Origin of the sequence: Pseudomonas gingeri (genome assembly GCF_013386165.1) — a bacterium.
Taxonomy (GTDB): domain Bacteria; phylum Pseudomonadota; class Gammaproteobacteria; order Pseudomonadales; family Pseudomonadaceae; genus Aquipseudomonas; species Aquipseudomonas gingeri_C.
This window is the reverse complement of sequence record NZ_JACAOS010000028.1, coordinates 251,278-265,301: the sequence shown is the minus strand read 5'-3', so window position 1 is coordinate 265,301 and position 14,024 is coordinate 251,278. Positions and strand designations below refer to the sequence as shown.

Here is a 14,024-nt window from a genome sequence, read left to right as displayed (position 1 = left end):
TCCCTGGGTCGGAGGCGCTGGCAGGGAAAACCCCGACACCGCTTTCACAGTGTCGAAATTAACTCAAATCGAGCGGGAGCGGCTAGAGAACAGCGAACGTGCCTTGTGCTTTCGCGACAAGTTTGTCGCCTTGGCGCACTTCGGCCTCGACCACCAGGGTGCGGCGGCCGGGGTGGATGACCGTGGCGACGCACAGCACTTCGCCTTCGGACACCGCCCGCATGTAGTTGATCTTGCACTCGATGGTCACGCTGCGTTGGTCAAAACCATGGGAACTGGAGCAGGCCAGTCCCATGGTGATGTCCACCAGGCTGAAAATCGCCCCGCCGTGCATCACGTTGCCGCGATTGCGCAGGTGCGGCTCCAGCGCCAGGGCCACCTCGGCAACACCGGTTTCCAGGCGTTGCAGGCGGCAGCCGAGCATCTCGCTGAAAGCGCTCTGGGTGAGGCCCTCAGGAATTTCCATCAGCGTTTCTTCAACTGTTTGGCGTTGGCGAACAGCGAGGCCATGGCGTTGTTGCTTGGCGCGGCCGGGGTGCTTTCCTTGCGCGGCGCGGTGTTCTGCGACGGCCGTGGTGCCGAGCCCGGACGCGAACCACGGGCACCATCGACTTTCTCGCCCGGGGTGTCGCTCATGCGCATCGACAGGCCGACGCGTTTGCGCGGGATGTCGACTTCCATGACCTTGACCTTGACCACATCGCCGGCTTTCACCGCTTCACGGGGGTCCTTGATGAATTTCTCGGACAGCGCCGAGATATGCACCAGGCCGTCCTGATGCACGCCGATATCGACGAAGGCGCCGAAGTTGGTGACGTTGGTCACCACGCCTTCGAGGATCATCCCCGGCTCCAGGTCCTTGAGGTCTTCGACACCGTCCTGGAAGGCGGCGGTCTTGAACTCGGGACGTGGGTCGCGGCCGGGCTTCTCCAGTTCCTGGAGAATGTCGGTGACGGTGGGCAGGCCGAAGGTTTCATCGGTGAATTTCTTCGGATCGAGGCGCTTGAGGAAGCCGGCGTCGCCGATCAGCGAACGGATGTCACGGTCGGTTTCGGCGGCGATGCGCTGCACCAGCGGATAGGCTTCCGGGTGCACGGCGGACGAATCCAGCGGGTTGTCGCCATTCATCACCCGCAGGAAGCCGGCGGCTTGCTCGAAGGTTTTCTCACCCAGGCGGGCGACTTTCTTCAGCGCGGCGCGGGTCTTGAACGCACCGTTTTCATCGCGGTGGGTGACGATATTCTGCGCCAGGGTCGTGTTGAGGCCGGAAATCCGCGCCAGCAGCGCTACCGAAGCCGTATTCACGTCGACGCCGACGGCGTTCACGCAGTCTTCCACCACCGCATCCAGACCGCGAGCCAGCTTGAGCTGGGACACATCGTGCTGGTACTGGCCGACGCCGATGGATTTCGGATCGATCTTCACCAGTTCGGCCAGCGGGTCCTGCAGGCGGCGGGCAATGGACACGGCGCCACGGATCGACACGTCGAGGTCGGGGAATTCCTTGGAGGCCAGCTCCGAAGCGGAATACACCGATGCCCCGGCTTCGGAAACCATGACCTTGGTCATCTTCATGGCGGGGTATTTTTTGATCAGTTCGGCGGCCAGCTTATCGGTTTCACGGCTGGCGGTGCCGTTGCCGATGGCGATCAGGTCCACGGCATGCTTGGCGCACAGGGCGGCGAGCACGGCGAGGGTCTGGTCCCACTTGTTGTGTGGCACGTGGGGGTAGACGGTGGCGTGGTCGAGCAGCTTGCCAGTGGCGTCCACCACGGCGACCTTGCAACCGGTGCGCAGGCCCGGGTCGAGGCCCAGGGTGGCACGCGGGCCGGCCGGCGCGGCCAGCAGCAGGTCGTGCAGGTTGTGGGCGAATACATTGATCGCCTCGGTTTCCGCGCCGTCGCGCAGTTCGCCCAGCAGATCGGTTTCCAGGTGGGTGTAGAGCTTGACCTTCCAGGTCCAGCGCACCACCTCGCCCAGCCATTTATCGGCGGGACGGTTCTGGTTCTGGATGCCGAACTGCTGCCCGATCATGCCTTCGCACGGGTGCATGCTGCCCGGCTGCTCGTCGCCGACTTTCAGCGCGGAGCTCAGGATACCTTCGTTGCGGCCCCGGAAAATCGCCAGGGCGCGGTGCGACGGCATGCTTTTCAGCGGCTCGTCGTGTTCGAAGTAGTCGCGGAACTTGGCGCCTTCCTCTTCCTTGCCGGCGATGACCCGGGCACTCAGGGTGGCTTCCTGCTTGAGGTAGTTGCGCAGCTTGTCGAGCAGGCCGGCGTCCTCGGCGAAGCGCTCCATCAGGATGTACTTGGCGCCTTCCAGGGCCGCCTTCACGTCCGCCACGCCTTTTTCGCCGTCGACGAACCGCGCCGCTTCGCTTTCCGGGTTCAGTGCCGGGTCGTTGAACAGGCCGTCGGCCAACTCGCCGAGGCCGGCTTCCAGGGCGATCTGGCCCTTGGTGCGGCGCTTCTGCTTGTACGGCAGGTAAAGGTCTTCGAGACGGGTCTTGGTGTCGGCCAGCTTGATGTCGCGGGCCAATTCCGGGGTCAGCTTGCCTTGCTCCTCGATGCTGGCGAGGATGCTGATGCGCCGTTCGTCGAGTTCTCGCAGGTAGCGCAGACGCTCTTCCAGGTGACGCAGCTGGATATCATCCAGGCTGCCGGTGACTTCCTTGCGATAGCGCGCGATGAAGGGCACGGTGGAGCCTTCATCCAGTAGAGCGACGGCCGCTTCGACCTGTTGTGGGCGGACGCCGAGTTCTTCGGCGATGCGGCTGTTGATGCTGTCCATAAAACCACCTGACAAAGTGTGAAAGCAGACGCGTCGAGGCTCTCAAGCCATTCGGACGAATCTGGTTTGGGATCAAAAGGCAGCCTTGAGACCCATGAAATCAGCACATTGCTGAGGGCCGTTGAAAATAAAGAGTGGCACCGCACAGCAATGATCAGACGTTGCCTGAGACAAGAGGCGGCGCATTATAACCAGCGTTCCGGGCTTGCGGGGATTGTGCACCTGCACAGGGCTTTTAGAGCGTTTACTGGTAGTTGAGGAAAAATCTGCTAACAATGCACCGGATACGGATAAGGGCCGCTGGCCCCATAATGCGTGCCGAGATCAAAGGAGCATCCAATGAGCAGCACTGCAAACCCTGCTGAAGGCGAAAAAATTCTCATCGTTGATGACGATCCCGGGCTGAGCAGCCTGCTGGAACGTTTTTTCACCAGCAAGGGCTATCGCGCCCGCGCAGTGGCGAATACCGAACAGATGGACCGCCTGCTGTCGCGTGAAGTCTTCAACCTGGTGGTCCTGGACCTGATGCTGCCCGGCGAAGACGGCCTGACCGCCTGCCGTCGCCTGCGCGCGGCGAACAACCAGGTGCCGATCATCATGCTCACCGCCAAGGGCGACGAGCTGAGCCGGATCAAGGGCCTGGAACTGGGCGCCGACGACTACCTGGCCAAACCGTTCAACCCCGATGAGCTGATGGCCCGGGTCAAGGCCGTGTTGCGCCGCCAGTCGGTACCGGTGCCGGGCGCACCGGGCAGCGAAGACGAAGTCGTGACCTTCGGTGACTACGAACTGTCCCTCGCCACCCGCGAACTCCGGCGTGGCGAAGAAGTGCACATGCTCACCACCGGCGAGTTCGCCGTGCTCAAGGCGCTGGTCATGCATGCCCGTGAGCCGCTGACCCGCGACAAGCTGATGAACCTGGCCCGTGGTCGCGAGTGGGATGCCCTGGAGCGTTCCATCGACGTGCAGATCTCCCGTCTGCGCCGCATGATCGAACCGGACCCGTCCAAGCCGCGCTATATCCAGACCGTCTGGGGCGTGGGTTACGTGTTCGTGCCGGATGGCGCCGCGACCAAGTGACGATGCCCGGTGCCTGTTGACGGGCGCCTGTTGATTGGTAGTAGGAACGATTCGCCCGGGTGTGCGCAAGCCCCCGGGCGAGTCGCAATCCGCAATATGCGAGCCCGCCCGCTCGCCTCTGCAAAGTGTCCAGCGGCTGCCCATGAAAACCCCTCTCTGGTTCCCCCAAAGTTTCTTCGCCCGTACCCTCTGGCTGGTGCTGATTGTCGTGCTGTTCTCCAAGGCGCTGACCTTGGTGTACCTGCTGATGAACGAAGACGTGCTGGTGGACCGTCAGTACAGTCACGGCGTGGCCCTGACCTTGCGTGCCTATTGGGCGGCGGATGAGGACGATCGCGACAAGATCGCCGATGCCGCCGGGTTGATTCGCGTTGTCAGTGGTGGGGTGCCGGAAGGTGAGCAGCACTGGCCCTACAGTGAGATCTACCAGCGGCAGATGCAGGCGGAACTGGGGGCCGACACCGAAGTGCGGCTGCGCATGCATTCGCCGCCGGCCCTCTGGGTACGGGCGCCGAGCCTGGGCGCCGGCTGGCTGAAAGTGCCGTTGTACCCGCACCCGCTGCGTGGGCAGAAGATCTGGAGCGTGCTGGGCTGGTTCTTTGCCATTGGGTTGCTATCCACGGCATCGGCCTGGATCTTCGTCAGCCAGCTCAACCAGCCGTTGAAGCGCCTGGTGGATGCTGCGCGGCAACTGGGCCAGGGCCGCAGCGTACGGCTACCGATCAGTGATACCCCCAGCGAAATGACCGAGGTGTACCGGGCGTTCAACCAGATGGCCGAGGACGTCGAACAGGCGGGGCGAGAACGGGAGTTGATGTTGGCGGGGGTGTCCCATGACTTGCGCACGCCGTTGACGCGGCTGCGCCTGTCACTGGAGTTGATGGGCAGCCACGACGATCTCAGCGACGAAATGGTCCGGGATATCGAGGACATGGACGCCATTCTCGATCAGTTCCTCGCTTTTATCCGCGACGGGCGTGACGAGTCGGTGGAAGAGGTCGACCTGAGTGAGCTGGTGCGCGAAGTGGTGGCGCCCTACAACCAGAGCGAAGAGCGGGTGCGCACGCGGCTGCAACCGATCCAGCCCTTTCCGTTGCGTCGGGTGTCGATGAAGCGGTTGTTGAACAACCTGATCGGCAATGCCCTGCACCATGCCGGCGAAGGCGTGGAAGTGGCGGCCTACGTCTCGGGCGACAGTAGCGCGCCGTATGTGGTGCTGAGTGTCATGGACCGGGGCGCGGGGATCGATCCGGCGGAACTGGAAGGCATCTTCAACCCCTTCACCCGGGGCGATAAAGCCCGTGGCGGCAAGGGCACGGGCCTGGGCTTGGCGATCGTCAGGCGGATCGCCTCGATGCATGGCGGCAATGTCGAACTGCGCAACCGGACCGGGGGCGGCCTGGAAGCGCGGGTTCGTTTGCCGCTGGGGTTGATGCTGCCCCGCGATGCGGTCTAAAAGCAGCGGCGAGCTACAAGCTATAAGCTGCAAGCAAGAGCGCCGCTGCCTTTAGCTTGCGGCTTGAAGCTCATAGCTCGTAGCTGCTTTTATCCTTTCCCTTTGGTCCGGGTCATGTTCGGGCCGCCGTTCTTCTCGATGTGCTCGATGATGATCCCGGCCACGTCCTTGCCGGTGGTCACCTCGATGCCTTCCAGGCCCGGCGAGGAGTTCACCTCCATCACCAACGGGCCGTGATTGGAGCGCAGGATATCCACCCCGGCCACGCTCAGGCCCATCACCTTGGCCGCACGAATCGCGGTCATGCGTTCTTCCGGGGTGATCTTGATCAGGCTGGCGCTGCCGCCGCGGTGCAGGTTGGAGCGGAACTCGCCGGGCTTGGCCTGGCGCTTCATCGAGGCAATCACCTTGTCGCCGACCACGAAGCAGCGGATATCGGCGCCACCGGCTTCCTTGATGTACTCCTGGACCATGATGTCCTGCTTCAGGCCCATGAACGCCTCGATCACCGACTCCGCCGCCGTCGCCGTTTCGCACAGCACCACGCCGATACCCTGGGTGCCTTCGAGCACCTTGATCACCAGCGGTGCGCCGTTGACCATCGCGATCAGGTCGGGGATATCGTCCGGCGAGTGGGCAAAACCGGTGACCGGCAAACCGATCCCGCGCCGCGAGAGCAACTGCAGCGAGCGCAGTTTGTCCCGCGAACGGGCAATGGCCACCGATTCGTTGAGGGGAAACACCCCCATCATTTCGAACTGGCGCAGCACCGCGCAGCCATAAAAGGTCACCGACGCGCCGATCCGCGGGATCACCGCATCGAAACCTTCCAGGGGCTTGCCGCGATAGTGGATCTGCGGCTTGTGGCTGGCGATGTTCATATAGGCGCGCAAGGTGTCGACCACCACCATTTCATGGCCACGGGCGATACCCGCCTCTACCAGGCGGCGGGTGGAATACAGACGCGGGTTACGCGACAGCACAGCGATCTTCATGCAACACCTGTGGCAGAGGTAGTAGTGACCGGGAAAACCGGCTTGTCTTGAACGTATTTGTGCTCCGGATTGACCACCAGTTGGCCGTCGATCAGAGCTTTGGAACCGAGCAACAGGCGATAACGCATGGCCTTGCGGCAGGCGAGGGTGAACTGCACCTGCCAGACCCGGTCGCCCAGGGCCAGGGTGGTGGCGATCACATAACGCACCTGGGCATGGCCGTTGGAACTCTTGATGGTCTTCATCGTCAGCAAGGGGGCTTCACAGCGGCGGTGGCGCAACTGCACCACGCTGCCCAGGTGAGCGGTAAAACGTACCCACTTCTCACCGTCGCGCTCGAAGGGCTCGATCTCGGTGGCGTGCAGGCTGGAGGTGCTGGCGCCGGTGTCGATTTTTGCCCGCAGGCCAGCGACTCCCAAATCTGGAAGCGCCACCCACTCGCGTAGACCTACAACAGTCAAATGGTCAAATGTCTTCAAAATGCTCAACCGGTGAAAAAGCGTGCTCTGGCTGCCCGGCAGCCGTAATCGCGGTATTCACGCAGAATATCGGGTAAATGGCGATAGTTATCTCAGCGACCTGTTTCAGGTCGTGAAATTACCCCCTGGATCACCTGGCATTCTAGACTGGCCAGGACCATTCAGCTTCGACAGCAACGGTAGTACAGTTCGACAATATTTCAGTTTGAGGAAGGCCAGTGGCGCAGAAAGCGGAAGAGGACGACAAGGTTCGGTTGGACAAGTGGTTATGGGCGGCGCGCTTCTATAAAACCCGTGCCCTGGCCAAGGCGGCGATTGAAAGCGGCAAGGTGCATTGTCGTGGCGAGCGCTGCAAGCCGGGCAAGGAGCCGCGGGTGGGCGACGAGATCCAGATTCGCAACGGTTTCGACGAACGGACCGTGGTGGTGCAGGCGCTGTCACTGATCCGTCGTGGCGCTCCCGAGGCGCAGACGCTCTATGCTGAAACCGAGCAGAGCCTGGCCAAACGCGAGGCTGCGGCGGCACAACGCAAGGCCGGAGCGCTGGGCCTGACCACCGACGGCAAGCCGAGCAAGAAACAGCGGCGAGATCTGTTCAAGTTCCGTGGCAGCGGCACCGAATAGGGCGTAATACCGGGCGTCTTCTGGAGATGAGGTTTAGCGGAGGGGCGCGGTCCTTGTAGGAGCCGGCTTGCTGGCGATTGCGATGCAAGCTTCACTGACGCCATCGCTGGCAAGCCAGCTCCCACAGGTTTTGCGTTACCTGGCCGACCAATGTCCTTGACTGAGCGGCATTCGCCCCCATGTTGCTTGGTACAAATCCCGTTTGTTCATAAAATGCTCACCTACCTGGGCAGAACACCCTTATTCCTACTTCCAGAATTGATACCTATGTCAGACCTACCGGACACCGACTACTCCCAGCGCTTCATCTTTGATGACAGCGACACCCGCGGCGAACTGGTGTCGCTGGAGCGCAGCTATGCCGAAGTGCTGGCCAAGCACCCCTACCCGGAGCCTATCGCGCAATTGCTCGGCGAGCTGATGGCCGCCGCGTCGTTGCTGGTCGGTACCCTGAAGTTCGACGGCCTGCTGATTCTCCAGGCGCGTTCCGACGGCCCGGTGCCGCTGCTGATGATCGAATGTTCCAGCGAACGGGAAATCCGTGGCCTGGCCCGTTACGACGAGGCCCTGATCCCTGCCGACGCGACCCTGGCCGACCTGATGCCCAACGGCGTGCTTGCCCTGACCGTCGACCCGACCCAGGGCCAGCGCTACCAAGGTATTGTCGACCTCGACGGCGAAACCCTGGCGGAGTGTTTCACCAACTACTTCGTCATGTCCCAGCAGGTCGGCACGCGTTTCTGGCTCCACGCCGACGGCCGTCGTGCCCGTGGCATGCTGCTGCAGCAACTGCCCGCCGACCGCCTGCGCGAGCAGGAGGAGCGCGACGCCAGCTGGCAGCACCTGACCGCCATGGCCAGCACCCTGAGCGCCGACGAACTGCTGAGCCTGGACAACGAAACCGTCCTGCACCGTCTCTACCACGAAGAGGCCGTGCGCCTGTTCGACATCCAGCCGCTGCGCTTCCATTGCAGCTGTTCGCGGGAGCGTTCGGGCAATGCATTGGTCAGCCTGGGGCTGGAAGATGCGCAGAAACTGGTGGTCGAACATGGAGGCCACATCGAGGTCGATTGCCAGTTCTGCAACCAGCGTTATCTGTTCGATGCCGCTGATGTTTCGCAATTGTTCGCCGGTGCCGGCGTCGACACCCCGTCAGATACTCGTCACTAAAACGGTTCAGCGCAGGTAAATCTCCTGTCAAACGACAGAAAACGGTCGTTCTGACAGGAGGACCCTACTCTTTTTGGGCTTTTCTGGCATAATCCCGCCCACTTTTTTCGCGGTAGTAGTGCACGACTTTCTACTACAAAACGTTTGGAGCACTCGGCCAGTGGCCGACGGGGAATCTCATGACGCAAGCAAACAATGCCGTGTACACCGATCTGAGTGTTGACGATCTGGTAAAAGAAGCCCTGGCTCGTGGTGAAGGCGAACTCGCCGACACCGGCGCGCTGGTAGTGCGCACCGGTCACCGCACCGGTCGTTCGCCTGTCGACCGTTTTATCGTCGAAGAGCCTTCTACCCAGGACGCCATTGCCTGGGGCCCGATCAACCGCAAGTTCCCGGCCGACAAGTTCGACGCCCTGTGGAACCGTGTCGAAGCCTTCATCGGCGAGCGCGAGCGCTTTGTTTCCCACGTGCACGTCGGTTCCGATCCGGCGCACTACCTGCCGGTCAAGATGACCACCGGTACTGCCTGGCACAACCTGTTCGGCCGTTGCCTGTTCATCAACCCGGAAGCCGGCCAGTACAACGCCGGTGGCAAGGACGAGTGGCAGATCCTCAACGTGCCTGAGTTCGAGTGTGTGCCAGAGCGTGACGGCACCAACTCCGATGGCACCGTGATCCTCAACTTCGCGGCCAAGAAAGTCCTGATCGCTGGCATGCGTTACGCCGGTGAGATGAAAAAAGCCCTGTTCTCGGTGCAGAACTTCCTGCTGCCGGCGGTCGACGTGCTGCCAATGCACTGCGCGGCGAACATGGGCGAAGAGGGCGACGTGACCCTGTTCTTCGGTCTGTCGGGCACCGGCAAGACCACCCTGTCGGCTGATGAAAGCCGTTACCTGATCGGTGACGACGAACACGGCTGGGGCGTGGGCGTGGTGTTCAACATCGAAGGCGGTTGCTATGCCAAGTGCATCGACCTGTCCGAGAAGAACGAGCCGGTGATCTGGAAAGCCATCCAGCACGGCGCCGTGCTGGAAAACGTCGTGTTGGACGCCAACAAAAAGGCCGACTACGCCGACGACAGCCTGACCCAGAACAGCCGTGCGGCCTACCCGCGTGAACTGATCGAAAAACGCGCAGCGAAAAACCTCGGTGGCGAGCCAAACGCCGTAATCTTCCTGACCTGCGACCTGACCGGCGTACTGCCACCGGTGTCGATCCTCAGCGAAGAGCAGGCCGCTTACCACTTCCTGTCCGGCTACACCGCACTGGTGGGCTCGACTGAAATGGGTTCGGGCGCCGGCATCAAGTCGACCTTTTCCACCTGCTTCGGCGCACCGTTCTTCCCGCGTCCGGCGGGTGAATACGCTGAGCTGCTGATCAAGCGTATCCGTGGTTTCGGCTCGAAGGTCTACCTGGTCAACACCGGCTGGACCGGCGGCGGCTACGGCGTTGGCAAGCGCTTCAACATCCCGACCACCCGTGGCGTGATTGCAGCGATCCAGAGCGGTGCGTTGATTGGCGCCGAGACCGAGCACCTGGACACCGTCAACCTGGACGTGCCATTGGCCGTGCCGGGCGTCGAGACTGGCCTGTTGAACCCGCGCAACACCTGGGCTGACAAGGCTGCCTACGACGAAGCGGCAAAAGCGCTGGCGGGTCTGTTCATCGAGAACTTCAAGAAGTTCGACGTGAGCGACGCGATCAAGGCGGCTGGGCCGAAGTTGTAATCGGGTCTGGTTACCCGCTTCAAAAATTAACCGCCCCTAGGGGCGGTTTTTTATTGTGTGGACAGCGTGCCACGGACAGCCAAGAAGCTGCCGCAGGAGCGAACTTACGTCGTTGGCGTTCCTGGCCCCTTATTGAACCTGTTTTCATCTGCGATAACATTCGTCCGTTCTCCCAGAAAGTCTGGATCGGCGAGGGGTAGTTCAGCCAATGAAGCCCAAGTGGGTTGTACATTGCGCGCAGACGCGGCGTTGGGTTCGTGGCAATTTCCGAGAGACGGCATTGGTGCATCTTCGGATTTTGCATCAAGAGCTTCTTGCGGTTTGGCATTTTTCTGATGTTCCAGACCGCTGCATGGGATAGAGACAGCGGCGATGCGAGAGGAAAAGTACTTCTTGAAGTCCTCCCCGTCTCGAAACTCTTCGGGTGCAACAGATAGCGCCATGAGGCGGCCAATGAGGCCACATATCCAGTCTGCGCATTGGAGTGTCTGGAAAAGGTGGCTTTCGCCTTGGACTGGAGGCTCGATCAGAGTCCTGCACGTGGGGAGCTGCAGTTTTGTGCTCACCTGTGTAGAACACGTGCCCGCCGACTTGTTTGATCTGATTCAGCAGCCGAAATGTAGAGTGTCTCAGCGATTGATACTTGGCAATGTTCGTAGGCGTGTAAATCGAAGCGCCTTTCTTTTCCCATTGGTAAGGAGGCAGTTGCCTTGGATTTTTATGCTGTAGATCCCAGGCCAGCAGATGGCACTTGAGTTTGTAGAAGTAGATCGCGAATTCGCGCACGTGGTGCGCGGGAATGAGCATGCCACCCAGCCCGAAAACAGGGCTTGTCTTGTATTGAGAATGGTTTCTGGAAACGTATTGGCCGACGTGTCCGAACTCGTCGAGATAGGCAACGTAATGCATTGGCTTTCCTTATGCCCGAATACACGAAAGCCCACTCGACGAATCGATGTGGGCCTCGGAAGGTGGGCAAATGGTTAACCAGATGCGTTGAGAAAATACTATCAACGGGGTTGCTGCCAGGCAAGCTGTTTGAGAATGGTTTGCCTGGTGTATTTTTTCTAAATGTATCTTCTTTTTTTCAAGGATAGGCTTGGTCATCGGAGCGGTCCCGTCAGTGCGTCGGTGAGGAGCTCCGAACAATGAAGGACCTGGCGCTTGTGCTGAATCAGCATGTACCGGTGCAGGGTGTGGCCGGGCTCTCAAGTGCTGGTTATTAATTGCCTCGTATGAGTAGGCCATTTCCTTTGAGGAAATAACCTACCCGCGAAGGGGCTACTAAGCGACTGGCCGGCTCAGCGCCATCGTCCGCTGTTTTCCCCTACGCGCTAAACGTCTTCATCGCCGTGCAATAGCGCTCCTGCATCCCTTTGCTTTTCTCCTCCTGGTCGCGGTCCCAGCGCTTGCCCCATTCGCCGCACTGTTCCTTGAAAAATACCGCTGCCGACTTGCGGCATTCGCTGTGCTCGGTACTGGTGGCCAGGAAGTTGCCGCAGACGCTGGCGTTGTCGATGACGTTGTTGAAGATCCGCCACTTCGCCTGATAACGGTCGCGGCCGTCCCATTCGCGAATGCTGACCGTGGCGATTTCGTACTGGCGCGTCTGTCTGGCTTCAGGCGCATTCAAGTTGGCCTGGTAACCGGCCAGGTAGCTGGCCGACACCAATCCCTGGGCCTTCGGCACGGGGGCCGAGACTGTGGCGGGCGCTGCCGCCGCCGCTGGGGCCTGAGTCTGCACCACGACAACCACTTGCGGTGCGGGCGTCGGCGCGATTTTGGCGCTGGGCGGATTAGGTGCTTGCACCGGCTCCTCCGGCACTTGGGGCTGCGCAGGTGCTTCAGTCGGCAACGGCTCAGCCGCCGGCATTGGCTCGACAGAAATCGGGCGGCTGCTGTTCCGGTTGAGCGTCATGTAGCCGAGCATGCCCACGAGTATCAGCACCATTACCCATATGCCGTAGGACTTGGGCTGCGCAGGGCGCGGCACTTTCTGCTTGGCCGGGTGCGATCCCAGCACCACGTCGAAATGTTCGGGGTGCAGGCGTTTGAAACGGATGACGCCATCGTCATCTTCTTGCTCGGAATGTTGCATATCGCCGCGGCCTTCCATGGTGAGTCAGCGGGTTATCGGCGCTTTCTCGTGGGCTTTGAGGGGGATTGCAGATTAAATCTTCAAACAGCTATTGGCGAGTAACGACGGCTCCACAAAAATGAAATTTTCCTTTTAAAAAGCAGACGCCTCGGACAAAAAATCGGTATGTTTCGCACCAATTTTCAGGGCGCCTCCCGGTGTCCGAGTTTTGCACTTAAAGGGAGTTAAGTATGTCTCTGCTTCGCGTGGCCTCTGTCTTGTCGTTGTGTGCCGTCGCCTGGTCGGTCCAGGCCGGGCAATTGCCCATCGAAGTCCTCAGTGCCGTGGTCAAGGATCAGAAGATCGCCGACGCCGAAGTGCTGTTGCAGCGCAACGGCGAGCAGAACGTGGTCGGCAAGACCAACGCCCAGGGCCAGGTCGTCCTCGAGGCCAGCTTCGCCGACGATGCCAGCAACCTGTTGATCATCAAGAAGGCCGGTTACTCCAATCTGGTGGTCAAGTGTCCCTGCAAGGACATGACCTATGCCGTCAGTCCAGTGATGCAGAGCCTCGACGGCCTGCGCGTGGTGCTGACCTGGGGCAAGACCCCGGCAGACCTCGATTCCCACATGATTTTCCCCGGTAACAATATCTACTTCGAACAGCAGAAGGGCACCGACGCCGAACTGGACGTGGATGACACCGACAGCTATGGCCCGGAAACCATCACCCTGCAGAAGAAGCACTACGGCGAAAGCTATGTGTATGCAGTGCATGACTACACCAACGGCAACAATCCGGCCTCGCGCCAACTGTCCAACAGCCAGGCCACGGTGTTTGTCTACATGGGTCAGTCCCTGGTTCGTACCTATTACGTTCCCACCAACCGCAGCGGCAACCTGTGGACCGTGTTCCGGATGACCGGCAGCGGTGACTTTCAGGACATCAACACCTTCAGCGGCGCGACCGTAGAGGCCAAGGATGTGCTGAATGAAGTCTCGCCGCTGCTTGATGACAAGGTCGCGGTCGCCGAAGTGGCGGTCAGCTCTACGGCGCAGATCGATGCAAAGGCTCTGAATGTGAAAGGCGAGGCGGCCTACAAGGCAGGTAATCTGGAGCAGGCGATTGCCTTCTTCCGTCAGGCCATCGATCTGAACAACAGCTTTGGTCAGGCCTACAGCAACCTCGGTCTGGCGTATCAGAAGGCCGGTAATACCGCTGAAGCCATTTGGGCCAACCGCAAGGCCGTTGCCCTGGCATCCGGCAGTTCGGCCAACACCGTTCGCGCCAGTTCCTACTACAACATTGCTCGTATCTATGAAGGTGCCGGGCAGTTCTCCGATGCTCAGCGTCACTACGAGCTGGCCAAGGAACAGAAAGCCAATCCGGTGTATGACACGGCGATCGAGCGAGTAAAAAATCGCTGAATCACACACTGATCCAGCCCCACAACGCGCCCTGTCTGGCGCGTTGTTCGTTTCCGGGGGCTGTTACAGGGACATTGTTTTGCGTGTTCTATCCCGCAGGACCGTTATCGGTAGGTGAGAGTTGTCGGCGGCTGCTTCGCTCGCTTGCCAGTCGCGTTGCTGCCGCCAGATCCATCAGTCACCCCAGTCGCCTCGATGTA

12 protein-coding genes are annotated in these 14,024 nt (G+C 60.7%); 6 read left to right on the top strand and 6 right to left on the bottom strand.

The window, feature by feature from the left end; genetic code table 11:
- Positions 1-82 precede the first annotated feature (82 nt).
- Entirely contained in the window at positions 83-466 is a 384-nt protein-coding gene (locus HX866_RS31770) for a PaaI family thioesterase (protein ID WP_177098200.1), read from the bottom strand.
- Positions 466-2,790 carry a Tex family protein gene (locus tag HX866_RS31765; protein WP_177098201.1) on the bottom strand — a complete coding sequence of 775 codons (2,325 nt, stop codon included), beginning with the start codon at positions 2,788-2,790 and terminating at the stop codon, positions 466-468. Before HX866_RS31765 ends, HX866_RS31770 begins: the two co-directional genes overlap by 1 nt.
- A 339-nt stretch (positions 2,791-3,129) precedes the next feature.
- Between HX866_RS31765 and ompR the strand changes: the two genes are divergently transcribed.
- On the top strand, positions 3,130-3,870 hold the full coding sequence (gene ompR, locus HX866_RS31760; protein ID WP_177098202.1) for an osmolarity response regulator transcription factor OmpR: 741 nt from the start codon (positions 3,130-3,132) through the stop codon (positions 3,868-3,870).
- A gap of 142 nt (positions 3,871-4,012) precedes the next feature.
- Entirely contained in the window at positions 4,013-5,326 is a 1,314-nt protein-coding gene (locus HX866_RS31755) for an ATP-binding protein (RefSeq protein WP_177098203.1), read from the top strand.
- 89 nt (positions 5,327-5,415) lie between these two features.
- Here the strand turns inward: HX866_RS31755 and rimK are convergent, their stop codons facing one another.
- Together rimK and rimB are read right to left on the bottom strand one after the other, a co-directional pair.
- A complete protein-coding gene (gene rimK / locus HX866_RS31750) occupies positions 5,416-6,321 on the bottom strand; it encodes a 30S ribosomal protein S6--L-glutamate ligase (RefSeq protein WP_177098204.1) in 906 nt (301 codons plus the stop codon).
- Positions 6,318-6,800: a retropepsin-like aspartic endopeptidase RimB gene (rimB, locus tag HX866_RS31745; RefSeq protein WP_103497980.1), complete on the bottom strand. Its 483-nt coding sequence runs from the start codon at positions 6,798-6,800 to the stop codon at positions 6,318-6,320. Before rimB ends, rimK begins: the two co-directional genes overlap by 4 nt.
- A 218-nt stretch (positions 6,801-7,018) precedes the next feature.
- Here rimB and HX866_RS31740 point away from each other — a divergent pair, with 218 nt between their 5' ends.
- The 3 genes from HX866_RS31740 (at position 7,019) to HX866_RS31730 (ending at position 10,320) form a co-directional block, all read left to right on the top strand.
- The gene (locus tag HX866_RS31740) at positions 7,019-7,423 is read left to right on the top strand and encodes an RNA-binding S4 domain-containing protein (RefSeq protein ID WP_177098205.1); all 405 of its coding nucleotides are present in this window, start codon (positions 7,019-7,021) and stop codon (positions 7,421-7,423) included.
- Positions 7,424-7,690: 267 nt separating this feature from the next.
- Entirely contained in the window at positions 7,691-8,593 is a 903-nt protein-coding gene (hslO, locus tag HX866_RS31735) for an Hsp33 family molecular chaperone HslO (RefSeq protein WP_177124323.1), read from the top strand.
- Positions 8,594-8,772: 179 nt separating this feature from the next.
- Positions 8,773-10,320 carry a phosphoenolpyruvate carboxykinase gene (locus HX866_RS31730; protein WP_177141104.1) on the top strand — a complete coding sequence of 516 codons (1,548 nt, stop codon included), beginning with the start codon at positions 8,773-8,775 and terminating at the stop codon, positions 10,318-10,320.
- Positions 10,321-10,623: 303 nt separating this feature from the next.
- On the opposite strand, the gene HX866_RS34975 is transcribed toward HX866_RS31730, so the two are convergent.
- Positions 10,624-11,229: a DUF3800 domain-containing protein gene (locus HX866_RS34975; RefSeq protein WP_371318737.1), complete on the bottom strand. Its 606-nt coding sequence runs from the start codon at positions 11,227-11,229 to the stop codon at positions 10,624-10,626.
- Positions 11,230-11,647: 418 nt separating this feature from the next.
- Entirely contained in the window at positions 11,648-12,436 is a 789-nt protein-coding gene (locus tag HX866_RS31720; RefSeq protein ID WP_177141103.1) for a hypothetical protein, read from the bottom strand.
- A gap of 212 nt (positions 12,437-12,648) precedes the next feature.
- Here HX866_RS31720 and HX866_RS31715 point away from each other — a divergent pair, with 212 nt between their 5' ends.
- Positions 12,649-13,824 (top strand): tetratricopeptide repeat protein, encoded by a 1,176-nt coding sequence (locus HX866_RS31715; protein ID WP_177141102.1) that lies wholly within the window; start codon positions 12,649-12,651, stop codon positions 13,822-13,824.
- Positions 13,825-14,024 lie beyond the last annotated feature (200 nt).

What these genes read in the sequence shown, in the direction of transcription:
- HX866_RS31730 (WP_177141104.1), top strand. Translation starts at nt 8,773, where the DNA reads ATGACGCAAGCAAACAATGCCGTGTACACCGATCTGAGTGTTGACGAT.
- hslO (WP_177124323.1), top strand. Translation starts at nt 7,691, where the DNA reads ATGTCAGACCTACCGGACACCGACTACTCCCAGCGCTTCATCTTTGAT.
- ompR (WP_177098202.1), top strand. Translation starts at nt 3,130, where the DNA reads ATGAGCAGCACTGCAAACCCTGCTGAAGGCGAAAAAATTCTCATCGTT.
- HX866_RS31765 (WP_177098201.1), bottom strand. Translation starts at nt 2,790, where the DNA reads ATGGACAGCATCAACAGCCGCATCGCCGAAGAACTCGGCGTCCGCCCA.
- HX866_RS31720 (WP_177141103.1), bottom strand. Translation starts at nt 12,436, where the DNA reads ATGGAAGGCCGCGGCGATATGCAACATTCCGAGCAAGAAGATGACGAT.
- HX866_RS34975 (WP_371318737.1), bottom strand. Translation starts at nt 11,229, where the DNA reads ATGCATTACGTTGCCTATCTCGACGAGTTCGGACACGTCGGCCAATAC.
- HX866_RS31755 (WP_177098203.1), top strand. Translation starts at nt 4,013, where the DNA reads ATGAAAACCCCTCTCTGGTTCCCCCAAAGTTTCTTCGCCCGTACCCTC.
- rimK (WP_177098204.1), bottom strand. Translation starts at nt 6,321, where the DNA reads ATGAAGATCGCTGTGCTGTCGCGTAACCCGCGTCTGTATTCCACCCGC.
- HX866_RS31770 (WP_177098200.1), bottom strand. Translation starts at nt 466, where the DNA reads ATGGAAATTCCTGAGGGCCTCACCCAGAGCGCTTTCAGCGAGATGCTC.
- HX866_RS31715 (WP_177141102.1), top strand. Translation starts at nt 12,649, where the DNA reads ATGTCTCTGCTTCGCGTGGCCTCTGTCTTGTCGTTGTGTGCCGTCGCC.